The sequence below is a fragment of the Burkholderia sp. AcTa6-5 genome (assembly GCF_017815075.1).
In the GTDB taxonomy this organism is placed as follows: Bacteria; Pseudomonadota; Gammaproteobacteria; order Burkholderiales; family Burkholderiaceae; genus Burkholderia; species Burkholderia sola.
In genome coordinates, this window is sequence record NZ_JAGIQE010000028.1 from 43,798 (window position 1) to 69,227 (window position 25,430).

Below are 25,430 nucleotides of genomic sequence, written 5' to 3' on the forward strand. Positions count from 1 at the left end.
AAACTTTTATTATCCGATCCGGGTTCGTATAGTCGAGTCCAGTTTCGCGGAACCCTGCCGCGCTTGGACTACCACCGACCACACGACCCGCATGAAAACTCTCTACAAGCTCGCTCCGCTCGCGATGCTCGGCGCCTTCGCGACCCATGCCGGTGCGCAAAGCAGCATCACGCTGTACGGTCTCATCTCGGCCGGTGTCGGGTTCGCGACGAACCAGGGCGGCAAGAACGCGTGGCAGGCGTTGTCCGGCACGAACCAGAACCCGCGCTGGGGGCTGAAGGGCAAGGAGGATCTCGGGCAGGGGCTGTCCGCCGTCTTCCAGCTCGAGAACGGCTTCAACGTGATGACGGGCACGGCTGCGCAGAACGGTCGCGAGTTCGGGCGCATGGCGTACGTGGGGCTCGCCGACCGCACCTACGGTTCGCTGACGTTCGGTCGCCAGTACGATGCGATCCACGACTACATCGGGCCCGTGATCATCGCGAGCAACGGCGTGAACATCGGCGACAACGATAACGGCTACAACGACATCCGCGTGCAGAACTCGGTGAAGTACGTGAGCCCCGTCTACTACGGGCTGAAGTTCACCGCGCTGTACGGCTTCAGCAATACGACCGGTTTCGCGAACAATAGCGCGTACAGCTTCGGGCTCGGGTATGAGCGCGGCCCGCTGCGCTGGAGCGTGGTCTATGCGCAGTACAACCATCCGTACAGCGCGACGAACCAGGACGGCGCGATCGCGAACGACTATGCGTCGCCGCTGCTGATCTTCAGCAAGAGCGCGATGTCGCCGGCCGCATACGCAAGCCGGCAGCGGATCGCGGGCACGGGCGGCTTCTACACGATCGGCCGTGCGCAGTTCGCGGCGATGTTCACCGACGTGCGCTACGATTACCTCGACAATTCGCACCTGCACCTGCAGAACCTGGGCGTGAACGTCGTCTACACGATGACGCCGCAACTCTTTCTCGGCGCCGCGTATGCGTTCACGAACGGCAAGTACGACGTGATCGACAAGCGTCCGAAATGGCATCAGGTGAACCTGCAGGCCGATTACTTCCTGTCCAAACGCACCGACGTCGCGCTGACGGTGATCGCGCAGCAGGCGGCCGGCGACGCGGACCATGCGCAGATCTTCGCGTATGCGCGTTCGACCGGCACGCGCCAGATGATGGCGACGCTCGGCGTCCGGCACGTGTTCTGAGCACCCGACCGACCATGACCCATCCGATCGCCTCCCGCCGCACCTTCCTGAAACTGTCCGCCGCGCTGGCCGGCACCGCGTTGCTGCCCGAAACGGGCGCATTCGCGGCCGGCGGCGACGCCGCGCGCCGCACGGTGATCATCGACACCGATCCGGGGCAGGACGACGCCATCGCGATCCTGTTCGCGCTCGGCGCGCAGGACCGGCTCGACGTGCGCGCGCTGACGGCCGTGGCCGGCAACGTGCCGCTCGAGCTGACCGAACGCAATGCGCGGATCATCCGCGACTGGGCCGGCCGCACGAACGCGCTGCCGGTGTATGCGGGCTGCCCGCGGCCACTTGTGCGCGATCTCGTGACGGCCGCGAACGTGCACGGCAAGACCGGGCTCGAAGGCGTCGAACTGCATGCGCCGCGCGCGCCGCTCGCCGCCGGTCACGCGGTGTCGTACCTCGTCGATACGCTGAGCCGCGCGGCGCCGAACAGCGTGACGCTGTGTGCGCTCGGCCCGTTGACGAACCTTGCGACCGCGCTGGTCGAAGCACCGCAGATTCGCGCCGCGTTGCGCGACATCGTGCTGATGGGCGGCGCGTTTTTCGAGCGCGGCAACATCACGCCGGCCGCCGAGTTCAACATCTACGTCGATCCGCACGCGGCCGACGTGGTGTTCGGCAGCGGTGTGCCGATCGTCGTGCTGCCGCGCGACGTCGCGGTGAAGGCGTCGATCACGCCGGCGCGCGTCGCGCCGTTCCGTGCGCTCGGCAACCGCTGCGGCGCGATCGTCGCCGACATCATGGAGGCCGAGCTCGCCTACAACAAGAAGCGGCGCGGCGTTGAAGACGCGCCAATGTACGACCCGACGGCCGTCGGCTATCTCGTCGATCCGACGCTGTTCGGCGGCCGCAAGGTGAACGTGGTGGTCGAGACGACCGGGCAGTGGACGCTCGGCGAGACGATCGTCGACTGGAACGGGCGCAGCGGCCGTGCAGCGAATGCGACATGGATCAACGAGGTCGACGCGGACCGCTTCTACGCGACGCTCGTCGAGCGCATCGCGAAATTGCCCTGAGTGCGGGCGGCCGTGCGCGGCGAACGGAATCAGATGCGCTGCTCGATCCACTCGCGGCACGCGCGCACGTGCGGGCCGCGATCGTCGGCGGCGAGCGAGATCAGCGAGATCGCGCGCGTGACGCGCGGCTTGTCGACGCGCAGCGCGACGAGTTCGGGATCGTGCAGATGCATCGTGTAGAGGCTCGGCAGCACGGCGGTCGCGAGGCCGTTGCGCGCGAGCGCGTAGAGCGGCTCCGTGTATTCCATCCGGTACGTGACGTTCAGGCGCAGCTTTCCGGCGCCGCCGGTGCGATGCAGCGATTCGCTGACGCTGCCGCGCACGAACACCGCGAGATCGCGATCGACCAGCTTCGCCCACGTGACGCTCTTCGCGCGGGCGAGCGGATCGTCGTGCCGCACGACGATCACGATCTCGTCCTCGAACAGCTGCTGATAGCGCAGCGTGCCGTCGTCGCTGTCGGGTTCGCGCACGCCGATGCCGAGATCCGCGACGCCGTCGCGCACCGCTTCGACGAGCGCGCTGTTCGGCAAATCGGTGAGCGTGAAGCGCAACGTCGGGTGCGTGGCGCGCAGCGCGTTGAGCGCGGGCAGCAGGCGGCCCGCGACCGACGGGATGAACGCGATGCGCACGGTCTGGATGCGTTCGCCGATGAGCCGCGTCATGTCGTCGAAGGTGCCGCGCGCCTGATTGAGCAGGCGCTCGGCGAGCGGCAGCACGGCTTCGCCCGCGGCGGTCAGCGTGAGCCGGTGCGCGGTGCGTGCGAACAGGCGGCCGCCGAGCAGGAACTCGATCTGGCGGATCGACGCGGTGAGCGCGGGCTGCGTGAGCGACAGCGCCTGCGCGGCTTGCGTGAAGCTGCGTGCGTGTGCAAGGACGACGAAGTGCTGGACCTGCCGCAGCGTGAGCGCGGGAAGCAGCGACGAGCGGTCGGACATCGGGCAATGACGGTCGGGATGCGGTACGCGGCAGTATAAGACCGCGCTGCACGACCCGACACAGGACAATATTCGGAATCACAGGAGAACCACCATGTCAGCGACTGACACGATGCCGGCGCGCGTGCCGGCCAACTGGCTCGAACGCCGCTTCGCGCTCGCCGCGCGCGGCACGAGCGTGCGCACCGAGACGATCGCGGGCGTCACGTCGTTTCTCGCGGCCGCGTACCTGCTCGTCGTGATCCCGTCGCTGCTCGCGACGGGCGGCATGGACCGCGGCGCGGCGACGACCGCGACGATCATCGTGTTCGTGCTGTTCACCACGCTGATGGGGTTCTACGCGAACCTGCCGTTCCTCGTCGGCCCCGGTATCGGCGGCTCGGTGATCATCGGCGTGACGCTCGCGACGACCGAGCACGTCGGCTGGCAGACGGGCCTGGGCATCGCATGCGTGTCGGGCGTGCTGTTCTTCCTGCTGACGATACTCGGCGCGCGCGGCGTCGTGGTGCGGCTGATTCCGGTGCAGATCAAACTCGGGCTCGGTGCGTCGATCGGGCTGTTCGTCACGATGCTCGGGCTGCGCAATGCGGGGATGGTCGTCGCGAACGCGAAGACCAACGCGTTCGCGCTCGGCGACTTCTCGCGGCCGGGCGCGTTGGTTGCGCTGATCGGCCTCGCGGTCGCGATCGTGCTGCAGGCGCGCAAGGTGCCCGGCGCGATCCTGATCGCGATCCTCGTCGCCGCCGCGGCCGGTGTGCCGCTCGGCGTCACGCACCTGCCCGCGTCGTTCATGTCGCTGCCGCACGGCATTGCGCCGATCGCGTTCAAGCTCGATATCGGCAGCGCGTTGAGCCTGGCCGCCGCGCCGTACCTGTTCGCATTCTTCGCGGCGGAATTCTTCTCGACGCTCGGCACCGCGCTTGCGGTCGGCGCGAAGGCGAACCTGCTCGACGAGCACGGCAACCTGCCGAACATCAACCGGCCGTTTCTCGTCGACTCGCTCGCCGCGACGCTCGGGCCGGTGTTCGGCATTCCCGCGCTGACCGCGCTGATCGAATCGGCCGCGGGCGTCGAGTCGGGCGGCCGCAGCGGGCTGTCGTCGGTGGCGGCGGCCGTGCTGTTCGCCGCGATGCTGCTGTTCGTGCCGGTCGCGCTCGCGATCCCGAAGGAGGCGACGGCGCCGGCGCTGATCCTGATCGGGCTGTCGATGTTCGCGACGATCCGCCATACGCATTTCGACGACTTTACCGATGCGCTGCCCGTGATGTCGATGGTGCTGCTCACGCTGATGTCGAACAGCTTCGGCACCGGCATCGCGGGCGGGCTGCTGTGCTACGTGCTCGTCAAGCTGCTGGCTGGGCGCTGGCGCGACGTGTCGTGGGGGCTCGTCGTGCTCGCGCTGCCGCTCGGCTATTACTTCTGGACCGTCGTGAAGCCGCACTGAGAGACGGCTTCGCGACGCAATGGCACTACCGAAAAAAGAGACTGACATGAAGGGAACACCAGGCAACGTTCCGGCCGCGCGCACGGGCATCGAGATCACGACGGCCCATCGGGCCTTCTTCCGCGCGCTGCCGAAAGTCGAGCTGCATTGCCACCTGCTCGGCGCGGTGCGGCACGACACGTTCGTCGCGCTGGCCGAACGCAGCGGCGCACCGATCGAACGCGCGGAGATCGAGGCGTTCTACGCACGCGGCGAGAAACCGGTCGGCGTGCTGCACGTGCTGCGCGCGCTCGATAAATATCTGCTGACGCAACCCGACGACCTGCGGCGTATTACCTATGAGTATCTGGAAGACGCAGCCGCCCACAACGTGCGGCACGCGGAATTCTTCTGGAATCCGACGGGAACGGTGCGCGTGTCGGGCATCGCGTATGCGGATGCGCAGGCTGCGATCGTGACGGGGATTCGCGATGCCGCGCGCGATTTCGGAATCGGCGCGCGCGTGATTCCGAGCATCGACCGCGAGCAGGACCCCGACGAAGCGGTTGCGATCGTCGAGTGGATGAGCGCGCATCGCGCGGACGAAGTCGCGGGACTCGGTATCGATTATCGCGAGAACGACCGGCCGCCCGAGTTGTTCTGGAAGGCGTACCGCAGCGCGCGTGCGGCCGGCTTCCGCACGACTGCGCATGCGGGTGAGTTCGGGATGCCGTGGCGCAACGTCGAGACGGCCGTCGATCTGCTGCAGGTGGACCGCATCGATCATGGCTATACGATCGTCGACAACCCCGAGCTGTGCGCCCGCTATGCGGAGCGCGGCATCGTGTTTACCGTCGTGCCGACGAATTCGTATTACCTGCGCACGCTGCCGCCGGCGCAATGGGCCGAACTGCATCCGATGCGCAAGATGCCGGGGCTCGGGTTGAAGATCCATCCGAACACTGACGATCCGACGTTGCACAAGGTGAACCCTTCGGAAGCGTGGGAGCTGATGTTCAGCCATTTCGGCTTCACCGTGGCCGAGTTGAAGCAGTTCATGCTGAACGGGATCGGCGGCGCGTGGGTCGATGACGCGACGAAGGCGGCGTGGCGTGCGGCGTGGGTGCCTGAATACGACGCGCTGGCCGCCACGCTCGCGGCCGGCTGAACGCAGTCGAGTGCCTCGCCGGCCGGTACGTCGCCGGGCCGGCGATTCATTCGAATCGGGAAGATAGTCGCGGTCGAAATCGGATAGCGTACTGCGCGCCGTCATGGTCGAACGATGACGGTGATGGTGCGCGGCGCAGGCGGCCACCGCCGGCGTCATCGCGTGCTTCTATAATGGGCGCCGACACGATTACGGCAACAATAATAACGAGGGCGACCCTTCCGATGGGCAATCGAGCATGGCTTTATCTCCAGCCAGGTAACGGCGACGACGCGCGAACGATCGAGTTCGCGGAATCCAATAATCACTTTCCGCTGCTGTGGCGCGTGCTGTTGGCCGACGGCGGCGCGGGCGACGCGATTACCGATCAACGCGTGTTCGGCGATGCCGGCACGCCGAATCTCATGAGCGATGCACGCGCCGCGCTTGCGCGCCTCAGCCGGCTCGCGGCGTTCGTCACCGCGTATCCACTGCCGGGCGACGATCCGGCGCTCGCGCGCCAGTTCGATGCGGTCGTGCGTCATCTCGGCGAGTCGATCGATGCGCTCGGCGACGCGCACGGCGCGGCCCGGCTATCCGCGAACCTCGACGAACTGTCATGGCTCGACGACGGCGATCCGAACGACTACATCGACGAGGAACGCGATGCGTGCACGCGCCTGTGGTGGCAGGTCGCGAACTGCATGGACTTCCGCGACGTGCGCGGCGTGCGCGATGCACTCGAGATCGATACGCCCGCTGACTGGGGCGACTGGGCGTGGGGCTTCGGATTCGGCGGCGTGTCGCATCATTATTTCCGGCGCCAGAATCCGCCGCGCCGCGTGACGTTCGCCGAGATGTTCGACGCCGGTGAGCTGCACGGCAACTGGCTCGATCACGACACGTTCAGCTTTCGCGGAAGCAACGGCCTGTGGGGCGTGCGGCGTGAAACCGACGACGCGTGGGACGTGATCGTGCCGCCCGAGTGGACGAACCTGTGGGCCAGTGGCGCGCGTGACGACCGGTTGTTGTGGGCCGCGCGCGACGGCAAGGTCGGCCTGCTGCTTGCCGATGGGGCGTCGCGGGCGGCGGTGTCAGGATCGTGCGCGAACCGGCGTTCGACGCGGTGTGGGATTTCAGCGGCGACGTCGCCTGCGTGCGCGTGGGCGAGCGGTTCGGGCTCGTGCGCACGGACGGGGCGTGGGTACTCGAACCGACGCTCGACGATTTCGGCGAGTTCACCGGCGGTGTCGCGTCGGCGAGCCTGAATGGCCGCTGGGGCTTCGTCGATACGCATGGCGCGTGGACGATTCCGCCGCGTTTCGACGACGCGCACGAATTCGTGAACGGCGCCGTCGCGGCGGCAGCCGAAGGCGAGCGATGGGGGCTGATCGGGCGCGACGGGCAATGGCGCGCACAGCCCGAGTGGGCGTCGCTCGAATGGTCGTCCGAGTGCGGCGCGTTCGTCGCGCGGCGTAACGGTCACGTCGGTCTCGTCGATGCGAAAGGCCGGGTGATCGTCGAACCGCATTACGCGGAAGTCGCACCGCTGACCGGCGGCGAACACGCGGAAATGTTCGATGAGCTCGGCACGATCCGCCATATCGTGCGGCGCGACGACGGCCGTTGCGCGATCGTCGACGGGCAGGGCCGCGTGCTCACGCCGTTCGACTTCGTCAACATGGGCGCGCTGTCGTGGCTGCCCGACGACGAAGCGGTGCCGGGCGAGCTGTTCACGCGTTACGCGATCGGCGTCCTGCCGGGCGAGCCGGTGCAACTGGCGATCTGCGATCTCGAGACGGGCGCGACGATCGCGCAGGGGCGCTACGACGATGTGGCCGGCCTGTTCTGGGGCGCCGATCATGGCTGGCTGGCCTGCGTGCAGGACGAGGGCGGCAACGACGTGCGGGCGACGGTGCTGCGCGCGGACGGCACCGTGCTGCATCCGGCGCGTTACACGCGGATCGGCGACGATGCGCTGTTCGACGACGATCGCGACGACAATGCACGGCATGTGACGCTGATGCCGTGGTTCGTTCGCCGTGTCGAGATCGCGCGGCGCTGGAGCATGGACGAACCGGTCGCCGCATTGCGCGACGACGGCGTGCCCGTGTGGCTGTACGCAGACGGGCACGCGACGACGACGCCTCGGTAGCCCGGCGCGCAGCTATCCCGATCAGCGAAAGAACCTCAACCAGTCGAACAGGCCCGAATGCTGCGGCGCGCGCCGCTTCGGCGCCGGTGCGCTGCGCGGCCGGAAGTCCGGCGAGAACTGCTCATGCGGGTCGATCGCCCGCGCCCGCAGCGCTGCATCGTAGAACGAACCGACGATCGGCAATGCGCTGTGTGCGCCCGCACCCCAGTAGTCGCTGCGCAGCGTCACGCTGCCGTCATCGAAGCCGACCCATGCGCCGGCCACCAGTTGCGGATGCATCAGGATGAACCAGCCGTCCGTGTTGTCCTGCGTCGTGCCGGTCTTGCCCGCGACGTCGATCCGGATCCCGTAGCGCGAGCGGATGTCCGCGCCGGTCCCGTAATCGACGACGCCGCGCATTGCGTCGACCAGCGTCTGCGCGGCAGGCGCGGGCAACGCGCGTTCCGGCGGCGCGCTGCCGAACGCGGCGAGCACCCGGCCGTTGCGATCCTCGATGCGCGTGATCATCTGCGGCGCGACGTACACGCCGCGGTTCGCGATCGTGCCGTACGCGGACACCATCTCTTTCAGCGTGACGGGGCTCGTGCCGAGCGCGAGCGACGGCACCGCATCGAGCGGGCTGTCGCGTACGCCCATCGCGCGGGCGAGCTGCGCGACCTTCGCGGCGCCTTCGTGCTGCATGACCTGCGCCGTGATGCGGTTGCGCGACAGCGCGAGCCCGTCGCGCAGCGTCATCGGCTCGCCGGTCGGCGGTTCCGCATCGGTCGGATGCCACACGGCGCGGCCGTCGATCGGGATCGCGACGGGGCGGTCGACGAAGGTATCGCCCGGCCGCATCCCGTCCGCGAACGCGGCGCCATAGACGAACGGCTTGAACGTCGAACCCGGCTGGCGCCGCGCCTGTACCACGTGATCGAATGGCTCGCTGCCGAAATCCGGGCTGCCGACCCACGCGCGGATCGCACCGTTGCGCGGATCGATCGCGACGAAGCCGGCCTGCACCTGCGTCTTGCGCTCGCACAGCGCGCGCATGAATTCGCGATTCGCGCCGAGCTGCTTCAGCGCGAGCACATCGGTGAGCCCCGTGTCGCGCGCCTGGCGATACTCGGGCGTCTGCCGCATGAAGCCGACGAACAGGTCGTTGCGCAGCCCGCAACCGGACGGCCCGCGCCATGCGCCGTCGGCGATCGCCTGCAGTCGTTCGGTCTGCCGCGTCAGCGCCTGCGTGGCCATGTCCTGCAGCCGCGCATCGAGCGTCGTGCGCACGACGAGGCCGTCCGCGTACAGATCGTAGTTGTTGCGGTCGGCCCATGCGATCAGCCACTTGCGCAGTTGCACCGCGAAATGCGGCGCGAGGCCCGGCTGCGCCGTCTGAGGCTCGAAGTCGACGCGCAGCGGCCGGCGCTGCAGTTTCGCGAGCTGCTGCGGCGACAGCATGCCCATCTGCGCCATCCGGCCGAGCACGATGTTGCGCCGCTGGACCGCGCGGTCCGGATTCAGCACCGGGTTGTAGTAGCTGTTGCCCTTCAGCATCCCGACGAGCGTCGCGCTTTCCGTAATGTCGAGCTGATCGGCCGATTTGCCGAAGTAGGTGCGCGCGGCCATTTCGACGCCGTACGCGTTGTACAGGAACGGCACGGTGTTCAGGTAGGTTTCGAGGATCTCGTCCTTGCTGTACACCGCTTCGATCTTGAACGCGGTGATCAGCTCCTTCAGCTTGCGCGTGAGCGTCGGCGCGCGGCCGACTTCGTCGGGATACAGATTGCGCGCGAGCTGCTGCGTGATCGTCGAGCCGCCCTGGCGGTCGCCCGAGAACGTATGCAGCCCGGCCGCGAGCGTGCGGCGCCAGTCGATGCCGTGATGCGCGTAGAAGCGGTGATCCTCGGTCGCGATCAGCGCATCGACCATATGCGGCGAGATCTGCTTGAGCGGCACCCATTCACGGTTCACGGGCCGGAATTCGGCGATCAGCTGGCCGTCGGCCGACAGCACGCGCGCGGGGCGGTCGATGCGCGCCTTGCGGATGTCGCCGATGCTCGGCGTGAACGGAACGAACGCGAGCAGCACCAGCAGGCCGAGCACCGGGATCGCGGCGAGCGTCAGCGCGACGCCGCGCCGGGTCGGATGGCGCAGGCGATGCAGCGCGCCCGCGCCCAGCGCGCGGACGCGCGTGCGGCACGCGGCGGCGAGCGGCGCGACACGGGCGCGGCAACGAAGCCACGCATCTCGGAGAAACGGCACGAAGCGATTCAAGGCGGCAGGAGCGCGGAGGGAAGACGCGCGATCCTAGCAAACGGAACCCGGGCGCCGGTGCCCGAAACGGCCGTTTGCTTGCAGGATTTACAGACGATTACGTTTGTTGCCCGCCGCGAACCTTTTACCGCGCGCGGGGCCGCTATTCCGCCGACGAAACGACGTCCGCGAGCCGCTGCGCGGCCGCTTCCATCTGCGCACGGTCGAACCCGCCGAAGCCGAGCACGAGCCCGGCGCGCGCCGTGCCGGGCGCGAACATCGGCGACACCGCACGCACCGCGACACCGGCCCGGGCGGCGCGCGCGACCACGTCGAGATCGTCGATCCCTTGCGCGAGCCACAGGACGACGTGCATCCCCTGGTCGCCCGGCTGTACCCACGCGCGTTCGCGCGGCAGGCGCGCGCCGAGCGTGTCGATCAGCAGCGCGCGCTGTTCCGCATAGACGCCGCGCACGCGACGGATGTGGCGATCGAGATGACCTTCGGCGATGAACGCGGCGAGCACGTGCTGGTCGGCGGTGGGCGCATGGCGGTCCATCAGCACGCGCGCGCCGCAGAACGCGGGTACGAGATCGTCGGGGGCGATCACGTAGCCGAGCCGCAGCGACGGAAACAGGATCTTGCTGAAGGTGCCGAGATAGATCACGCGGTCGGGCGCGAGACCTTGCAGCGACGGGAACGGATAGCCTTCGTAGCGCAATTCGCTGTCGTAGTCGTCTTCGACGACCCAGGCGCGATGCGCGCGCGCCCATGCCAGCAGCGCATTGCGCCGCGCCATGCTCAACGGCATGCCGAGCGGGTACTGGTGCGACGGCGTGACGAATGCGGCGCGCGCATCGGGGGCGACGCGGATGCCGGCGTCGACGTCGAGGCCGTCCGCGTCGACCGGCACGCGCACCATCGCATCGCGCCGCCCGGTGCTGTCGAGCAGCGCGGTGATGCCGCGATAGGCCGGATTCTCGACCCACGCGCGGTCGTGTGCGCCGAGCAGCACCTGGCTCGCGAGATGCAGCCCTTGCTGCGTGCCGCTCGTGATCACGACCTGGCTCGCATCGCAGCGCACCGAGCGCGACCGGCGCACGTAATCGGCGATCGCTTCGCGCAGCGGCAGCGCGCCTTGCGGGTCGGCATAGCCGGACGGCGCGCCGGCGCCGCGGGCGCGCAGGCGATTGCCGAGCCGGCGCCAGATGTCGTCGGGCGCGGTGAGGCCGACCGGCACCGAGATCGCGAACGGCATGGCCGGCAGCGGACTGAATTCGCGGGCGATCCGCGCGAAGGTGGCGGCCGGCTCGGGCAGGCCGTTGCGCGCCGGGTGCTGGCGGCTGTCAGCGGGAGCGGGTTCGTCGACGGGCGGCGGTTCCGCGAGTGCGTTCGCGACCCGCGTGCCCGCGCCGCCGCGCGATTCGAGAAAGCCTTCGGCGATGAGTTGCGCATACGCGTCGACGACGGTACCGCGGGCGACCTGCAGCGATGCCGCCAGCAACCGCGTGGACGGCAGCGCGTCGCCGGGCCGGACGTCGCCGCGGCGCACCGCGTCGCGCAGCGCCTGCGCGAGCTGGCGGCTCAGGTCGCCGGCCGCGCGGTCGAGCGCGCCGAGCGACGGGATTTCGACGATCCGGGCCGTTCTTGCCATGATTCTGGTCTTCTAAAATTGTGTCAAACCGGCTCTACAGAATAAACCAGTTTCGGCTCACAATCGACGCATGACGGGCCAACGCCCGCACCCATTCCCACCCCGCACGACTGTGGAGCCGACATGTACGTCCCCGCCGATTTCAACGAACCCAATCCCGACGTGCTGCGCGAACTGATCGTGCAGCACCCGTTCGGCAGCCTGATCACGCACGGCAGGAGCGGGCTCGACGCGAACCACCTTCCGTTCGAGCTGATGCCCGACGACGGCGGGCTCGGCGAACTGCATGCGCACGTCGCGCGCGCGAATCCGGTCTGGCAGGACGTCGCGGACGGCGACGAGGTGCTCGTGATCTTCCGCGCCGGCGACGCGTACATTTCGCCGAACGGGTATCCGAGCAAGCACGTCGCGCACCGGCAGGTGCCGACGTGGAACTACCGCGTCGTGCATGCGTACGGCCGCATCACGGTGCGCGACGACGAGAAGTTCGTGCGCGGCGTGGTCGCACGGCTGACGCGCACGCACGAGGCGTCGCAGCCGGTGCCGTGGAAGATGGGCGACGCGCCGAAGGACTATATCGACACGATGCTGCAATCGATCGTCGGGCTGCAGATCGAGATCACGCGGTTCGTCGGCAAGCGCAAGCTCGGGCAGAACAAGGCCGAGGCCGATATCCGCGGCGCCGGCGAAGCGCTGGTCGCGGACGGGAAGCGCGCGATCGGGGAAGCGATGCTGGCCGAAGCCGACGCGAAGCGCACTTGAGCGTATGAGAGCCACGGCGTGCGGGCGAGCATCGCGCCCGCACGCCGCACCGGTCACTGCGTGCGCGTCGAACCCTTCGCCTCTTCGCCCGCCTGCGCGAGGGCGCTCCGAATCGCTGCCTCCGTCTTGTCGTATCCGCCCTCGCCATACCGCGTATAGACGATCTTGCCGTTCGCATCGATCAGGTACAGCGCGGGCCAGTACTGGTTGCCGTACGCGCGCCACGTGTCGTAGTGGTTGTCCTGCGCGACCGGATAGCGGATGTCGAAGCGCTTGATCGCATCGGCGACGTTCTTCGCGTCGCGTTCGAACGGGTATTCCGGCGTATGCACGCCGACCACGACGAGCCCCTGGTCGCGATATTTCCGATACCAGTCGTTCACGTACGGGATCGTATGAATGCAGTTGATGCACGAGTACGTCCAGAAATCGACGAGCACGACCTTGCCGCGCAACTGGTCGAGCGTCAGCGGCGGGCTGTTGTGCCAGCGGTCGATGCCGGTGAAAGCGGGCGCCGCCATGCCGGCCGGCGACGCCTGGATGCCTGCGTCGTCGCGGGTGCCGGCGAACGCGGCGAGCCCGGCCGTGGCGGCGAGGGCGAGGACGAGGGCGGCGGTCTTGAGTCGGGGCAGCATGGCGTTCTCCTGATCTTTGGGGCCGCGGCGCGAGGGCGGCGGCCCGACGTGTTTCGACAGGCCCCATTAGGCGGCGCCGACGTATCTGCGATGTGTCCGGCCCGTCGCGCGTGTGCAATGTTGTGTGTCGTCGCGGTTGCGCGATACATTGGGATACAAACGCGTGCCCGCCGTGCGGTATAAAAGCGGACATCGCCCGCCCGAACCCCGATACCGCCCCCGACTCATGGACAAGATCGACCACGTGCTGATCGTCGACGACGATCGCGCGATCCGCGAACTGATCGCGGACTACCTCGAGAAAAACGGCATGCGCGTGTCGCTCGCCGCGAACGGCCGAGAGATGCGCAACGTGCTGGACGACGGCGCGCCCGACCTGATCGTGCTCGACCTGATGCTGCCCGGCGAGGACGGCCTGACGCTGTGCCGCGACCTGCGCGCCGGCAAGTTCCGCACGGTGCCGGTGCTGATGCTGACCGCACGCGGCGAGGAAACCGACCGCATCATCGGCCTCGAGATGGGCGCCGACGACTACCTGGCCAAGCCGTTCGCGGTGCGCGAGCTGCTCGCGCGGATCCGCTCGGTGCTGCGCCGCGCGCGCATGCTGCCGCCCGGCATGCAGGTGACGGAAACGGCCGCGCTGCTCGCGTTCGGCGAATGGCAACTCGACACGACCGGGCGCCACCTGCTCGACGCCGAAGGGACGCTGGTCGCGCTCAGCGGCGCCGAATACCGGCTGCTGCGCGTGTTTCTCGACAACCCGCAACGCGTGCTGACGCGCGACCAGTTGCTGAATCTCACGCAAGGGCGGCAGTCCGACCCGTTCGACCGCTCGATCGACCTGCTCGTGAGCCGGTTGCGCCAGCGTCTGCGCGACGGCGCGCGCGAACCGCGCTACATCAAGACGCTGCGCAACGAGGGCTACGTGTTCTCGTCGACCGTCACCGCCGTCGACGGTACGCCATGAGCGCGCGCACGCCGTGGCATTGGCCGCGTTCGCTGTTCGCGCGGCTCGCGCTGATCCTGTGCGTGGGCCTCGCGCTCGCGCAGACGCTGTCGTTCTGGCTCACCGTGACCGAGCGCGACCAGGCGACCACGAACCTGATGATGGGCTACATCGAGCGCGAGGTCGCCAGCTCGGTCGCACTGCTCGACCATCTGCCGCCCGCCGAGCGCGCTGCGTGGCTGCCGCGCCTTGCGCGGCGCAGCTATGCGTTCATCCTCGGGCCCGGGCAAACCGGCACGCCGCCGGAAGCGCGGCTGTCGGCGCGCGTCGAGCGCTCGATCTCGGACGGCATCGGCGGCGACTATCCGCTGACCGCGAATTCGATCCCCGGCGACAGCGAACATCTGCAGGTGCATCTGCGGCTGACCGACGGCTCGCCGCTGACGATCGACATCCATCCGATGTCGACGGTGCCGCTGTCGGGCTGGCTGCCGGCCGTGCTCGTGGTGCAGCTCGCGGTGCTGGCCGCGTGCTGCTGGCTCGCGGTGCGGCTCGCGACGCGGCCGCTCAAGCAGCTCGCGCAGGCCGCCGACGCGCTCGGGCCGGACCTGAAGGGCGAGCGGCTGAACGAAGACGGGCCGTCGGAAGTCGCGCGCGCCGCGCGGGCATTCAACGCGATGCAGGACCGCATCGCGCAGTACATGGCCGAACGCATGCAGATCCTCGCGTCGATCTCGCACGATCTGCAGACGCCGATCACGCGGATGCGGCTGCGCGTCGACGTGATGGACGACGACACGCAGGGCGCGAAGCTGCGCCAGGACCTGCTGGAGATGGAGCATCTGGTGAAGGAGGGCGTCGCGTATGCGCGCACGCTGCACGGCACCGAGGAAGCCGCGCGCCGCATCGATCTCGATGCGCTGCTCGACAGCATCGTGTACGACTACACGGATGCGGGGCAGGACGTCGCGCTGCACAGCCATGCGCCGCTCGCGCTCGTCACGCGGCCGAAGGCGCTGCGCCGCATCGTCGGCAACCTCGTCGACAACGCACTGAAGTTCGCGGGCACGGCCGAGATCGACGTGCGGGCGGCGCCGGACGGCGGCGCGGTGATCGCGGTGCTCGACCGCGGGCCCGGCATTCCGGACGATCAGCTCGACGCGGTGTTCGAGCCGTTCAGGCGCGTGGAGACGTCGCGCAATCGCGATACGGGCGGCACGGGGCTCGGCCTCGCGATCGCGCGGCAACTCGCGCTTGCGATGGGCGGCACGCTCACGCTGAACAACCGGACGGACGGCGGCGGGCTCGAAGCGCGGCTGACGCTGAGGAACGCGGGGTGATGTGACGCGGCGCGCGAGCGTCGCCGCTTCAGGCGCGTACCGAAGCGTGCGATGACTGCGATGAGTGCGACGTCACACGCGTTGCAGATGCGCGTCGACGAGCGGCGCGAGCGCTGCTGCGTGCGCGGCCGCGAGATCGTGCCGGCCGCCCGGCACGACATGCAGCTGCGCGTCGGGCAGCCGTTCGAGCAGGCGCCTGCCGGCCGCGACCGGGCTGATCGGATCGTCGTCGCCCCACAGCAGCAGCGTCGGCTGCGCGATACGGCCGATGTCCCGCGACAGGTCCGCGCGAAACGTGATGAACCAGTCGGGCAACTGCGGGTTCGCTTCGGCGAAACCGGCGCGCCAGTCCTGCGCGCCGAGCCCGGCCATGTCGAGGCCGCCGGACGTGACCGTCAGCACGAGATGCGTGACGAGATCCGGCTTGTCGAGCGCCGAGCGCAGCGCGATCACGCCGCCCATCGATTGCGCGATCACGGCGGTCGGCCGGTCGATGGTGGCCAGCACATGACGCACGAGGCTGTCGAAATCGTCGACGGCCGGATCGTGCGGCGTGTCGCCGAAGCCCGGATACGCGACGATCCGCCGCTCGGCCGGATGCGTCAGCATGCCGGCCAGCGGCTGCCAGAACGCGGTGCTGCCCGATGCGCCGGGCAGGAAGAGCAGTTGCGACGGGACGGGCATGACGTTTCGTGCTCCTGTAATCGAGGCGAAGCTCAGCTAGTAAGGGCGTGGTCCGCGCGCGTCAGCAGCGGCCGGTGCGCAGCGCGACCGCCCAGTCGTCGCGTCCGCGCGACGCCGCGATCGCGGCGGCCGTGTGCCAGTCGTATTCGACCGCATGGAATTCGACGTTCCAGCCGGCCGCCGTGCGCGACACCGTCGCGTAGCGCGCATGCGGCGAGCCCGTCTCGATGCGGTGCGGATGCGGCAGGCCGTCCGCGTACGCCTGCAGCCCGACGCTGCCCGGATTGACGATCAGCCGGCCGTCGTCGAGCTTCGCGGTGCGCGGCACGTGCGTGTGGCCGCACAGGATCAGCGAGGCCGCCGTGTCGCCGGCGCGTTGCGCGATTTCGTCGGGCGTGGCCGCGCGGCAGCCGTCGGGCGTGACGGTTTCGAGGAAATAGACGAGGTCGCTGGCCGGCGTGCCGTGCACCATCAGCACGTCGCCGTCGAGCGTCAGGCGTTCGGGCAGCGCGGCGATCCACGTGCGGTGGTCGGCGCGCAGCGTGTCATGCGCCCAGCGATCCGACAGTCCCATCGCGTCGCGCTCGTGCGTCAGCAGTTGCCGTTCGTGATTGCCCTTGATGGTCGGCAGGTCGAGCGCGATCAGGCGATCGGCCGTCTCGGCCGGATGGAGCGCGCCCGACAGGATGTCGCCGAGGTTGACGATCACGTCGGCGCCGCGGCGGCGGACGTCGTCGAGCACCGCGTCGAGCGCGGCGAGATTGCCGTGGATGTCGGACAGCGCGGCGATTTTCATGGCGGCAAGGCGATGTGGGGAACGGCGATTGTCGCCAATTCGGCGCGGGGCGTCCAATTGCGTCGCGGCATCGGCGCGTGACGCGCGGCGCGGTGGCGCGTCAGTCGGTCGCGAGCCGCGCGTACATCGCGAAATCGCCCGGCGTACCGCGCACCATCTTGTAGGCGCGCAGCAGCCCTTCGTAGCGGTAGCCGCACTTCTGCAGCACGCGCGCGGAGCCCGCGTTGCGGGTCAGCACGACGGCCTGCATGCGGTTGAAGCCGCCTTCGTCGAATGCCCACGCGGTGACGGCGTCGCACACCGCGCTCGCGATGCCGCGCCCCCAGTGCGACGGCGCGAGGTCGTACGCGATCTCCGCCGAACGGTTCACGGTGGACACCGTATGCAATCCGACCGTCCCGGCAAGTGCGCCCGATGCGGTGTCGACGATCGCGAGGCGCCGGATCGAATCGGGATCGGTCGATTCGATGTTGTCGAGCAGCGGCAGCAGATCGTCGGGCGAGCGCAGGTTCCAGCTCGTGTGACGGAAAACGTCGGGGTTCGACAGGTACGCGTACCACGCGTCGAGGTCCGCGCGTTCGAGTTGCCGGAGCGACAGGCCGGGGAATCCGGCGCCCGGCGGCGCGGCGACTCTCATCGAACCGGGCGCCTACGCGGCATGGCGCCGGTACAGCGCGAGCGAACCGGCGAGCGCGAGCAGCATCGCGCCGCACGTGCGTTCGAGCCACAGCGCGCCCGAGCGCTTCAGCAGCCGCACCGCGCGTGCGCCGAGCAGCGCGTAGCCGAACATCACGACGCCGTCGAGCAGCGCGAACGTGAGGGCGAGCGCGACGTACTGCGGCGCGAGCGGCGCGGATGGATCGAGGAACTGCGGCAGGAACGCGGAGAAGAACAGATAACCCTTCGGGTTCGTCACCGCGGTCAGGAAGCTTTTCGCGAAGATCGACGCGTTGCGTTCGGACGCCGTACCCGCGCCGCGCTGCGCCGCCGCGACATCGAGCGATCCCTTCGACATCAGCAGCCGGATGCCGACATACGCGAGATAGGCGGCGCCGAGCCACTTCACGACCGAGAACCAGAACGCCGACGCCATCAGCAGCGCGCCGAGGCCGAGCGCGACCGCGACGATCAGCACGAAGTCGGACAGCATCGCGCCCGCGAAACCGTAGGCCGCGCGGCGCACGCCGTAGCGCGAGCCGTTGGTCAGCGCGAGCAGCACGGTCGGGCCGGGCGTCGCGATGCCGACGAACGCGACGGCGGCGAAGATCAGCAGGGTCGTTTCACGCATGAAGGAGTTCCCGGTTGAAGGCGCGCAGCCGATTATCGTCCGCGTCGCCCCGCGCTGTACAGGCGCGGCGACCGCGCTCCCGGCCGGTCTCAGACTATCTCAATTTTGACAAGAAACTGTTGTCATTATTCCGCTTTGGAAAGGAACCGGTTCCAACTACCATACCGGCCGCAGCGGGCATGCCCGCCCGTCGTCGCGCGCGGACGTCGCCGGTCTCGCACCGCCGGCGGATGTCGGCGTCCGTGCGCGCTACTCGCCACAGCCAGCCAGAACAACGGGTTCACCGCCCGGAGACAACCAACCATGAACAAGCAACTGATCGCAGCGCCGCTGCTGCTCTCGCTCGCCGGTGTCGCCGCCGCGCAAAGCTCCGTCACGCTGTACGGCATCGTCGACGCGGGCGTGACCTATCGCAGCAACGAACGGGTCGGCTCGGCCGGCGCGTACACCGGGCATTCGAGCGTCGGGCTCACGACCGGCAACCTGTCCGGCAGCCGCTGGGGCATCAAGGGTTCCGAGGGTCTCGGCGGCGGGATGCGCGCGCTGTTCGTCCTCGAGAACGGCTTCGACATCACCAACGGCACGTCGGGCCAGGGCGGCCGCCAGTTCGGCCGGCAGGCGTTCGTCGGCGTCGGCAGCGACCGCTACGGCACGATCACGCTCGGCCGCCAATACACGTCGCTCGACGACTTCGTGAGTCCGGTCGGCCCGTCGTCGTTCATCGGCGGCTTCGGCGCGCACCCGGGCGACATCGACGATCTCGACCAGACCGCGCGCGTCGACAGTTCGATCAAGTACACGAGCGCGAACTACGCGGGCTTCACGTTCGGCGCACTGTACGGCTTCGGCGGCCAGCCGGGCAGCATGAAGCAGCGCAACACGTGGAGCGTCGGCGCCGCGTACGCGGCCGGGCCGCTGCGCGTGGGCGTCGGCTACGAGCGCTCGGACAACAGCAAGACGGGCGCGACCGATCCGACGGCGGGCAAGTGGCAGAGCACCGACGACGGGTTGTTCAATTCGTCGATCAACGAAGGCTATGCGAGCGCGCAGTCGCAGCAGGTGATCGCGACCGGTGCGACGTACGACTTCGGCCCGGCCGTCGTCGGGGTGAACTACAGCAACGTGCAGTACCGCAGCGGCGCGCAGTCGCTGTTCTCCGGGCATGCGACGTTCAACGTCGCGGGCGTGTTCACGCGCTGGAACGTGCAGCCGCAGACGCAACTGTTCGCCGGCTACAGCTACACGCGCGGCAGCGACGTCGACGGCATCGACAACCGCGCGCAGTATCACAACGTCACGCTCGGCGCGGTCTACGACCTGTCGAAGCGCACCAGCGTGTATCTGCTCGGCGCGTACCAGCATGCGTCCGGCACGACGCTCGACGCGCTCGGCCGGCCGGTGGCCGCGACCGCGTCGGTGTCGGACAAGGCGAATGGCCATTCGTCCGACTCGCGATCGCAGGCGATCGTGAGCCTCGGGCTGCGCCAGAAGTTCTGACGCGGCGATCGTTGCGCGTGCAACGGGGCCCGCGGCTGCTGCGGGCGTCGTTGTCGGCATGCTTGCCTGCCGCCGACGATGCACGTGTTCTACCGGCAACGCGTGATCGACGTCGTCGATGCGCTGCCGAAATACGTCGACGGCCGGGACGGCCCGACGCTCGATCCGGCGAGCTGAACGATCGCCGTCGTGCGCCGGTCCGGCCGACGCGCGGTTTTTCCCGCCGCACGCCTCCTTTTCCTCCGCTTCCCTTCCGTGCCCGAAATCGCGAAAAGCCGATCGCGCCGGACAATATTTTTCCCTTTCATTTTAATTTCTATTTGTAATAATCAAAAAGAATTCCGGATGAAAAAGGCAATGCGGTCATGTCAGAAAAAATGACGTATTTGCATTGGATGACCCGGAAGAAAATGCCGGGGGATGCGCCGAAACCGCGCGGCTGGCAGGCCGTCACGGCGCGGTTTCGAAGATTTTTCGATCGTTGACGAAAAAGCGCCGGACGCCAAAAGGCGTGGAGTGAATAATTCGGGGGACGGCGAATGCGCATTTGCCGGAATCACCAATATTTCATGCGCCGCGATTTACAGTGTCGACCATTGTTCGTCTGGGAGCATTATTCATGTCAATGAAACAAATCCGAGCGGCGTTGCTCGGAATGTGCATCGCGCTGCTGGCGCCGGCAAGCCACGCGCAGGCGCAGTACTCGACCGACTGGCTCGCGAACACGTACGGCACGCTGGCCTCGCACGTCGGCAACGGCGCGCGCTCGATGTGGGTCGCGCCCGAAGGCGTGATCTACACGGCGTCGCGCTGGGACGAGAACGCGGGCGGCGTCGCGATCTACCAGAACGGCCAGCCGCTCGGCACGATCGGCATCCACGACGAATTCCACGGCGGCGCGATCACCGGCAATTCGACGTCGCTGTTCGTCGCGCTCGGCTACAACCGCACGTTCGGCAGCGGCTCGGTGGGTCGCTACAACCGCAGCACGAACCAGCGCGACCTGCGCATCCCGGTCAGCACGTGGACGGGCATCCAGTATGCGGACGTGATCACGGGCCTCGCGACGGGCGGCAACCTGCTGTACGTGAGCGACTTCTACGGCAACCGCGTGCGCGTCTATACGACCGACGGCGTGTGGCAGCGCGACATCGGCGTCACGGGCCCCGGCGCGCTGGCGCTCGACGCGGCCGGCAACCTGTGGGTCGCGCGCAAGAGCGCGGGCGTCGTCGCGCAGTTCAGCGCGACCGGTGCGGCGATGAACACGCTCCAGATGGCGGCCGGCGCGCGGCCGGCGTCGCTGTACTTCGATGCGCCGATGGGCCGGTTGATGGTGGGCGACGAAGGGCCCGACATGAACATCAAGGTGTACGGCGGGCTGCCCGGGATGCCGGTGCAGGTCGGTACGTTCGGCGTGCAGGGCGGCTATCTCGACACGACGACGGGCATCAAGGGGCAGGTCGGCGACAAGCGCTTCACGCGCGTCGCGGCGCTCGGCAAGGATGCGGCCGGCAACCTGTACGTGCTGAACAACGCGTGGGGCGGCGGCTGGGATCTCGGCCGCAACGGCAGCACCGATCTGCATTCGTACAGCCCGGTCGGCACGCTGCAATGGAAGCTGCAGGCGCTGAACTTCGAGGGCATCGCCGCGCCCGATCCCGCGACCGACGGCGCGTTGTTCTTCAGCGGCAACAACGTGTACACAGGCACCGCGGGCGGCACGTTCGTCGCGAACACGATCGACCCGTTCACCTATCCGAAGGACCCGCGCCTCGACATGAACGACTATCAGCGCGGCCAGCACTTCGGCCAGCTCGTGACGGTCGGCGGCAACCGGATCCTCGTCGCGTCGGGCCAGAATCCGGGCAACTTCAACTTCTATTACTTCAACACCGCGAGCGGCTATATCGCGATTCCGGCCGGCTCGCTGCCCGGCAAGCCGTTCAACACGACGCTGCAGGTGACGGCTGGCTTCGACATCGACGGCAACGGCGACGTGTGGGCCGGACTGAACGGCTCCAACGTGATCACGCGCTACCCGATGACGGGCTTCGACGCGACCGGCAAGCCGTCATGGGGCAAGCCGGTGACGACGGCCGTGCCGAGCAGCGTGGCGCCCGTGACGCGCATCCTCTACCAGGCCGACAGCGACACGATGATCCTCGCGCAGGGCCTCGCGGGCAACTGGGACTGGACCGCGATGAACGGGCACATCGAGGTCTATCGCGGCTGGAAGAACGGCAACACGAGCACCCCGAACCCGGTGATCAACCTGACGAGCGCGAACCCGAAATCGATCGCGGCGGCCGGCCACTACCTGTTCGTCGGCTATGTGCACACCGTGCCGAACATCGACGTATTCGACCTGAACACCGGCGCGCTCGTCACGACGCTGACGAACTCGAACGCGTCGGCGATGGACGTCGGCAACGACGTCGACTCGATGTACGGCGTGCAGGCGTACCTGCGCTCGACCGGCGAATACGTGATCACGAAGGACAACTACAACGGCTCGAGCATCGTCGTGTATCGCTGGCGTCCGTGAGCGCGTCAGGCCGTCAGAACGATACCGTCGTCGTCAGCGTGACGAGCCGCGGCTCGCCGACCGCGACGATGAGGTTGCTGCTGCTCGACGGATAGTAGGTCTTGTCGAGCAGGTTCTTCACGTTGAGCTGGAAGCGGGTCGGGAACTTGCCGATCGTCGTTTCGTACGCCGCGAACGCGTCGACGGTCACGTAGCCGGGCAGCGAGAAGCTGTTCGCGGTGTCGCCGGGCCGCGCGCCGACGAGCCGCGCGCCGCCGCCGAAGCGCCAGCGCCCGGGCAGGTTCGCGATGGCCGTGTCGTACACCGCGAACAAGCTGCCCGTGTGGCGCGCGACGTTGACGAGCGGCGTGTTGCTGTCGCGATCGTTCGCGTTCGTATACGCATAGCTGCCGATCACGCTCAGGTGGCGCGTGATCTGCCCGGCGACGTCCAGCTCGATCCCGCGCGAGCGCGCGGTGCCGATCGTCGACGTGATGTCGCCAACCGTGACCGCGACGTTGCGCTTGTCGATCTGGTAGACGGCGAGCGTGCCCGTGATCGCGGGCTTCAGGCTGAACTTCAGCCCGGCCTCGAGCACGCGGCCGTATTCCGGCGCGAGCGGCGCCGCGACGTTCGACGCGACGTTCGGCTTGAACGACCGGCTCACGTTCGCGTAGGCGGTCAGCGCCGGCGTCAACGCATACGCGAGCCCGAACTGCGGCAGCCAGACGCTGCCGCGCGAGCGGTCGGCGAACACGAACGGCCGGCCCATCCCCGATTCCTGCTGCCAGTTTTCCCAGCGCAGCCCGCCGACCGCAGTGAGGCGATCGGTGATCTTCACCGAGTCCTGCACGATCGTCGAATACGCATGCACGACCGAGCGCGAATCGCTCTGCTTCGGATTCGGCACGCCGCCCGGCGCGAGCAGGTCGTACGCGGGATCGTAGAGATTGAAGCCCGTCGTCGCCTTGCCGCGGATCGTGTCGCCGCGGAAGCTGCGCTGCCGCTCGTATTCGCCGCCGACGTAGATCGCGTGTTGCATGCCCGCGAGCGTCACGTTGCCGAGCAGGCCGAGCGTCGCGATCTGGTCCGAATCGTTGCGCCCGAGGTTCGCATCGGACGAGCGCGTGAGCGCGCCGGTCCTGCTGTTGAACGCGGTGGCGCGGGTGATGTATTGGTCGTAACGGTCGCGGCCCCAGCCGTAGGTCGCGCGTACGCGCCATGCATCGGAGAAGCGGTGCTCGATGCGCGTACGCAGCGTTTCCTGGATGCCGCTGCTTTGCGACCACGCTTCCTCGTAGCGGCGATAGCGCAGCGCATCGTCGAGCTGGCCGTTGACGAGCACGGTGCCGCGGTCGAACGGCATCGTGTAGTCGACGTACTGGTAGCTGACGTCGATCGACGTGTTCGCGTCGTGCCACGACAGCGCGGGCGCGATCAGCGCATTGCGTTCGCGGCCGAAGCTGCGCCAGTAGCGGCTGGTGTCGTATTCGCCGGTCAGCCGGAATGCGAGCGTGCCGCCCGCGATCTGGCCGGGTTTGCCGAGCGGCCCCGTGAGATCGAACTGGGCGGTGCTGCCGCCGTGGTTCGTGCGCGACGCGGAGATCGAACCGCCGAACGTGTCTTCCGGCTTGCGCGTGACGAGATTGATCACGCCGCCCGGGTCCTGCATCCCGTACAGCAGCGAAGCGGGGCCCTTCAGCACTTCGACGCGATCGATCGTCGCGAGATAGCTGTGCAGCACCGGCGTGCGCACGCCGTCGACCAGCACCGAGCCGTCGTTGTTGGACCCGAAGCCGCGCTTGATGAACGCGTCGCGCGTGCCGCCGAGCGTGTTCGTCTGCGTGACGCCGCTGATGTTGCCGAGCACGTCGTCGAGCGAGCGCGCCTGCTGGTCCTGCATCACGCTGCTGCTGACCACCGCGACCGATTGCGGAATCTCCTTCAGTGGACGGTCGTCGCCGCCCGCGATGCTCGTCGTGCGCGGCTGATAGCCGATCGTCGGATCGACGGTGGCCGATGCATTGACGCTGATCGCCGGGAGTTCGTGTTCGGCGGCGGTCGCCGGAGCCGGTGCGGGGGCAACGGGTTCGGCGCCGGCCGCATGCGCGCCGGTCGCGGCGCACAGGGTGAGCAGGGCAGGCAGGCGCGTGTGCCACGGACGCGGGGTCCGGACACGGCAGGGCGTTCGACGGGATGGCATGAATCGAGGCGGGAAGAGGAGTGCTGAGGATCGTGGCGCGGGCCGCGGCGTTGCGTTGCGTACAGGACGCGCATGATATATGTAATGAGAACCATTTGCAATTGTAATGGGGCGACCGGGCAACGCTTGGCCCTGGGTTGCCGGCCTGTCGGCCGTCTGCTACCGTAGCGGCCAAAATCAGACGCAGTGAAATTCAACGAGAGAGCCGGGGGCCGCACCATGTCATCTTCCTGTCACGTCGCGCTCGGCGCGACGCCACGCACCGCGCACGACCGCGCGGGCGACGAAGTGATCGCAGCCGTGTACCGCCATTCGAACGATTAAAGCGACGCAAGCGCATTCAGCCGGCGTTGCGCCGGGCTTCGATCATTTCAACCACCACGCTAGACGGGAGACCACCCTTGAAGAAGATTTCCGCGCCGTTCGCGGCGGCCGCGCTTGCGGCCTGCGCGCTGCTGACGGGCGTTCACCAGGCCGCGTGTGCGGCTTCGAACGCCGAACCTGCGATCGACGCGCACTACGGCGCGATGATCGAGGCGTATACGCAGGACATGGCCGCCGCGAAGGCGAAATACGACGGCAAGCGCGTCACGTTCGTCGGCGCCGTGATCCGGATGGGCAGCGACCCGGGCGGCACGTACTTCGGCGCGCTGACGGCCGACGGCGAGCAGTTCGACACGCATTTCGACGTGGCCGACCAGGACGCGCTGAAGCCGAAATTCCCCGGCGGCGAGATCAAGCCGTTCGTCACGTCGGCGGCGTTCCGGTTCAGTTGCGTGAACGAAGGCTATGTCGATGCGCCGGTGCTGCCGGGGTTGAAGCTGTCGCATTGCCGGCTCGCCGATTGAGCTGACTGAGCGATGGGCGCGGGGCGGCGTGCGATGGTTGGGCGGGTTCGGGTTGCAGCACCATCGATCGTCTTCGTTATCGTGGGG

Annotated in this window: 21 protein-coding genes and 1 pseudogene; 13 read left to right on the forward strand and 9 right to left on the reverse strand. The window is 68.3% G+C overall.

Annotated features, from left to right (window positions below):
* Positions 1 to 91 precede the first annotated feature (91 nt).
* Entirely contained in the window at positions 92 to 1,204 is a 1,113-nt protein-coding gene (locus tag J8I33_RS28775; protein WP_050016275.1) for a porin, read from the forward strand.
* Positions 1,205 to 1,218: 14 nt separating this feature from the next.
* On the forward strand, positions 1,219 to 2,271 hold the full coding sequence (locus tag J8I33_RS28780) for a nucleoside hydrolase (protein ID WP_124631660.1): 1,053 nt from the start codon (positions 1,219 to 1,221) through the stop codon (positions 2,269 to 2,271).
* A 29-nt stretch (positions 2,272 to 2,300) separates the two neighbouring features.
* Here the strand turns inward: J8I33_RS28780 and J8I33_RS28785 are convergent, their stop codons facing one another.
* Complete coding sequence (locus J8I33_RS28785; protein ID WP_209939561.1) at positions 2,301 to 3,209, reverse strand: LysR family transcriptional regulator; 909 nt, start codon at positions 3,207 to 3,209, stop codon at positions 2,301 to 2,303.
* 94 nt (positions 3,210 to 3,303) lie between these two features.
* Between J8I33_RS28785 and J8I33_RS28790 the strand changes: the two genes are divergently transcribed.
* The 4 genes from J8I33_RS28790 (at position 3,304) to J8I33_RS34625 (ending at position 7,934) form a co-directional block, all read left to right on the forward strand.
* Positions 3,304 to 4,653: an NCS2 family permease gene (locus tag J8I33_RS28790; protein WP_089489677.1), complete on the forward strand. Its 1,350-nt coding sequence runs from the start codon at positions 3,304 to 3,306 to the stop codon at positions 4,651 to 4,653.
* 46 nt (positions 4,654 to 4,699) lie between these two features.
* Positions 4,700 to 5,800 carry an adenosine deaminase gene (add, locus tag J8I33_RS28795; protein ID WP_209939562.1) on the forward strand — a complete coding sequence of 367 codons (1,101 nt, stop codon included), beginning with the start codon at positions 4,700 to 4,702 and terminating at the stop codon, positions 5,798 to 5,800.
* Positions 5,801 to 5,973: 173 nt separating this feature from the next.
* On the forward strand, positions 5,974 to 7,047 hold the full coding sequence (locus J8I33_RS34890; RefSeq protein ID WP_348636030.1) for a hypothetical protein: 1,074 nt from the start codon (positions 5,974 to 5,976) through the stop codon (positions 7,045 to 7,047).
* Positions 6,963 to 7,934: a WG repeat-containing protein gene (locus J8I33_RS34625; RefSeq protein ID WP_348636031.1), complete on the forward strand. Its 972-nt coding sequence runs from the start codon at positions 6,963 to 6,965 to the stop codon at positions 7,932 to 7,934. The genes J8I33_RS34890 and J8I33_RS34625 overlap by 85 nt, the downstream gene beginning before the upstream one ends.
* Before the next feature lie 21 nt (positions 7,935 to 7,955).
* Here the strand turns inward: J8I33_RS34625 and J8I33_RS28805 are convergent, their stop codons facing one another.
* Together J8I33_RS28805 and J8I33_RS28810 are read right to left on the reverse strand one after the other, a co-directional pair.
* Positions 7,956 to 10,187: a transglycosylase domain-containing protein gene (locus J8I33_RS28805; protein WP_209939563.1), complete on the reverse strand. Its 2,232-nt coding sequence runs from the start codon at positions 10,185 to 10,187 to the stop codon at positions 7,956 to 7,958.
* Between the two features lie 142 nt (positions 10,188 to 10,329).
* Positions 10,330 to 11,820: a PLP-dependent aminotransferase family protein gene (locus J8I33_RS28810; protein WP_209939564.1), complete on the reverse strand. Its 1,491-nt coding sequence runs from the start codon at positions 11,818 to 11,820 to the stop codon at positions 10,330 to 10,332.
* 123 nt (positions 11,821 to 11,943) lie between these two features.
* On the opposite strand from J8I33_RS28810, the gene J8I33_RS28815 reads away from it, so the two are divergent.
* Positions 11,944 to 12,582 carry an FMN-binding negative transcriptional regulator gene (locus tag J8I33_RS28815; protein ID WP_050016249.1) on the forward strand — a complete coding sequence of 213 codons (639 nt, stop codon included), beginning with the start codon at positions 11,944 to 11,946 and terminating at the stop codon, positions 12,580 to 12,582.
* Between the two features lie 53 nt (positions 12,583 to 12,635).
* Here J8I33_RS28815 and J8I33_RS28820 read toward each other — a convergent pair whose 3' ends face one another.
* Positions 12,636 to 13,217, reverse strand: a complete 582-nt coding sequence (locus tag J8I33_RS28820) for a thioredoxin family protein (protein WP_050016247.1) — start codon at positions 13,215 to 13,217, stop codon at positions 12,636 to 12,638.
* A gap of 226 nt (positions 13,218 to 13,443) precedes the next feature.
* On the opposite strand from J8I33_RS28820, the gene J8I33_RS28825 reads away from it, so the two are divergent.
* Complete coding sequence (locus tag J8I33_RS28825) at positions 13,444 to 14,184, forward strand: response regulator (RefSeq protein ID WP_050016245.1); 741 nt, start codon at positions 13,444 to 13,446, stop codon at positions 14,182 to 14,184.
* Complete coding sequence (locus J8I33_RS28830) at positions 14,181 to 15,503, forward strand: ATP-binding protein (protein ID WP_050016244.1); 1,323 nt, start codon at positions 14,181 to 14,183, stop codon at positions 15,501 to 15,503. The genes J8I33_RS28825 and J8I33_RS28830 overlap by 4 nt, the downstream gene beginning before the upstream one ends.
* Positions 15,504 to 15,575: 72 nt before the next feature.
* On the opposite strand, the gene J8I33_RS28835 is transcribed toward J8I33_RS28830, so the two are convergent.
* The 4 genes from J8I33_RS28835 to J8I33_RS28850 form a co-directional block, all read right to left on the reverse strand.
* The gene (locus tag J8I33_RS28835) at positions 15,576 to 16,187 is read right to left on the reverse strand and encodes an alpha/beta fold hydrolase (RefSeq protein WP_209939565.1); all 612 of its coding nucleotides are present in this window, start codon (positions 16,185 to 16,187) and stop codon (positions 15,576 to 15,578) included.
* A 61-nt stretch (positions 16,188 to 16,248) separates the two neighbouring features.
* Positions 16,249 to 16,983: a metallophosphoesterase family protein gene (locus J8I33_RS28840; RefSeq protein WP_209927836.1), complete on the reverse strand. Its 735-nt coding sequence runs from the start codon at positions 16,981 to 16,983 to the stop codon at positions 16,249 to 16,251.
* Positions 16,984 to 17,083: 100 nt separating this feature from the next.
* Positions 17,084 to 17,620 carry a GNAT family protein gene (locus J8I33_RS28845; protein ID WP_209939566.1) on the reverse strand — a complete coding sequence of 179 codons (537 nt, stop codon included), beginning with the start codon at positions 17,618 to 17,620 and terminating at the stop codon, positions 17,084 to 17,086.
* A 12-nt stretch (positions 17,621 to 17,632) separates the two neighbouring features.
* Positions 17,633 to 18,271: a LysE family translocator gene (locus J8I33_RS28850; protein ID WP_209927838.1), complete on the reverse strand. Its 639-nt coding sequence runs from the start codon at positions 18,269 to 18,271 to the stop codon at positions 17,633 to 17,635.
* A 303-nt stretch (positions 18,272 to 18,574) separates the two neighbouring features.
* On the opposite strand from J8I33_RS28850, the gene J8I33_RS28855 reads away from it, so the two are divergent.
* The 3 genes and pseudogenes from J8I33_RS28855 (at position 18,575) to J8I33_RS28865 (ending at position 22,313) form a co-directional block, all read left to right on the forward strand.
* On the forward strand, positions 18,575 to 19,768 hold the full coding sequence (locus J8I33_RS28855) for a porin (protein ID WP_209927840.1): 1,194 nt from the start codon (positions 18,575 to 18,577) through the stop codon (positions 19,766 to 19,768).
* 66 nt (positions 19,769 to 19,834) lie between these two features.
* A pseudogene (locus J8I33_RS28860) lies at positions 19,835 to 19,945 on the forward strand (aldehyde-activating protein); the annotation flags it as partial.
* A gap of 442 nt (positions 19,946 to 20,387) precedes the next feature.
* Positions 20,388 to 22,313 (forward strand): SMP-30/gluconolaconase/LRE-like region family protein, encoded by a 1,926-nt coding sequence (locus J8I33_RS28865; RefSeq protein WP_050016234.1) that lies wholly within the window; start codon positions 20,388 to 20,390, stop codon positions 22,311 to 22,313.
* A 13-nt stretch (positions 22,314 to 22,326) separates the two neighbouring features.
* Here J8I33_RS28865 and J8I33_RS28870 read toward each other — a convergent pair whose 3' ends face one another.
* Positions 22,327 to 24,495, reverse strand: a complete 2,169-nt coding sequence (locus tag J8I33_RS28870; RefSeq protein ID WP_209939567.1) for a TonB-dependent siderophore receptor — start codon at positions 24,493 to 24,495, stop codon at positions 22,327 to 22,329.
* Between the two features lie 401 nt (positions 24,496 to 24,896).
* Here J8I33_RS28870 and J8I33_RS28875 point away from each other — a divergent pair, with 401 nt between their 5' ends.
* Positions 24,897 to 25,343, forward strand: a complete 447-nt coding sequence (locus J8I33_RS28875; protein ID WP_050016231.1) for a hypothetical protein — start codon at positions 24,897 to 24,899, stop codon at positions 25,341 to 25,343.
* The last annotated feature ends 87 nt before the right edge of the window (positions 25,344 to 25,430 follow it).

What these genes read in the sequence shown, in the direction of transcription:
- J8I33_RS34890 (WP_348636030.1), top strand. Translation starts at nt 5,974, where the DNA reads ATGGGCGCCGACACGATTACGGCAACAATAATAACGAGGGCGACCCTT.
- J8I33_RS28855 (WP_209927840.1), top strand. Translation starts at nt 18,575, where the DNA reads ATGAACAAGCAACTGATCGCAGCGCCGCTGCTGCTCTCGCTCGCCGGT.
- J8I33_RS28850 (WP_209927838.1), bottom strand. Translation starts at nt 18,271, where the DNA reads ATGCGTGAAACGACCCTGCTGATCTTCGCCGCCGTCGCGTTCGTCGGC.
- add (WP_209939562.1), top strand. Translation starts at nt 4,700, where the DNA reads ATGAAGGGAACACCAGGCAACGTTCCGGCCGCGCGCACGGGCATCGAG.
- J8I33_RS28865 (WP_050016234.1), top strand. Translation starts at nt 20,388, where the DNA reads ATGTCAATGAAACAAATCCGAGCGGCGTTGCTCGGAATGTGCATCGCG.
- J8I33_RS28870 (WP_209939567.1), bottom strand. Translation starts at nt 24,495, where the DNA reads ATGCCATCCCGTCGAACGCCCTGCCGTGTCCGGACCCCGCGTCCGTGG.
- J8I33_RS28785 (WP_209939561.1), bottom strand. Translation starts at nt 3,209, where the DNA reads ATGTCCGACCGCTCGTCGCTGCTTCCCGCGCTCACGCTGCGGCAGGTC.
- J8I33_RS28790 (WP_089489677.1), top strand. Translation starts at nt 3,304, where the DNA reads ATGTCAGCGACTGACACGATGCCGGCGCGCGTGCCGGCCAACTGGCTC.
- J8I33_RS28840 (WP_209927836.1), bottom strand. Translation starts at nt 16,983, where the DNA reads ATGAAAATCGCCGCGCTGTCCGACATCCACGGCAATCTCGCCGCGCTC.
- J8I33_RS28845 (WP_209939566.1), bottom strand. Translation starts at nt 17,620, where the DNA reads ATGAGAGTCGCCGCGCCGCCGGGCGCCGGATTCCCCGGCCTGTCGCTC.
- J8I33_RS28835 (WP_209939565.1), bottom strand. Translation starts at nt 16,187, where the DNA reads ATGCCCGTCCCGTCGCAACTGCTCTTCCTGCCCGGCGCATCGGGCAGC.
- J8I33_RS28830 (WP_050016244.1), top strand. Translation starts at nt 14,181, where the DNA reads ATGAGCGCGCGCACGCCGTGGCATTGGCCGCGTTCGCTGTTCGCGCGG.
- J8I33_RS28825 (WP_050016245.1), top strand. Translation starts at nt 13,444, where the DNA reads ATGGACAAGATCGACCACGTGCTGATCGTCGACGACGATCGCGCGATC.
- J8I33_RS28780 (WP_124631660.1), top strand. Translation starts at nt 1,219, where the DNA reads ATGACCCATCCGATCGCCTCCCGCCGCACCTTCCTGAAACTGTCCGCC.
- J8I33_RS28775 (WP_050016275.1), top strand. Translation starts at nt 92, where the DNA reads ATGAAAACTCTCTACAAGCTCGCTCCGCTCGCGATGCTCGGCGCCTTC.
- J8I33_RS28820 (WP_050016247.1), bottom strand. Translation starts at nt 13,217, where the DNA reads ATGCTGCCCCGACTCAAGACCGCCGCCCTCGTCCTCGCCCTCGCCGCC.
- J8I33_RS28810 (WP_209939564.1), bottom strand. Translation starts at nt 11,820, where the DNA reads ATGGCAAGAACGGCCCGGATCGTCGAAATCCCGTCGCTCGGCGCGCTC.
- J8I33_RS28815 (WP_050016249.1), top strand. Translation starts at nt 11,944, where the DNA reads ATGTACGTCCCCGCCGATTTCAACGAACCCAATCCCGACGTGCTGCGC.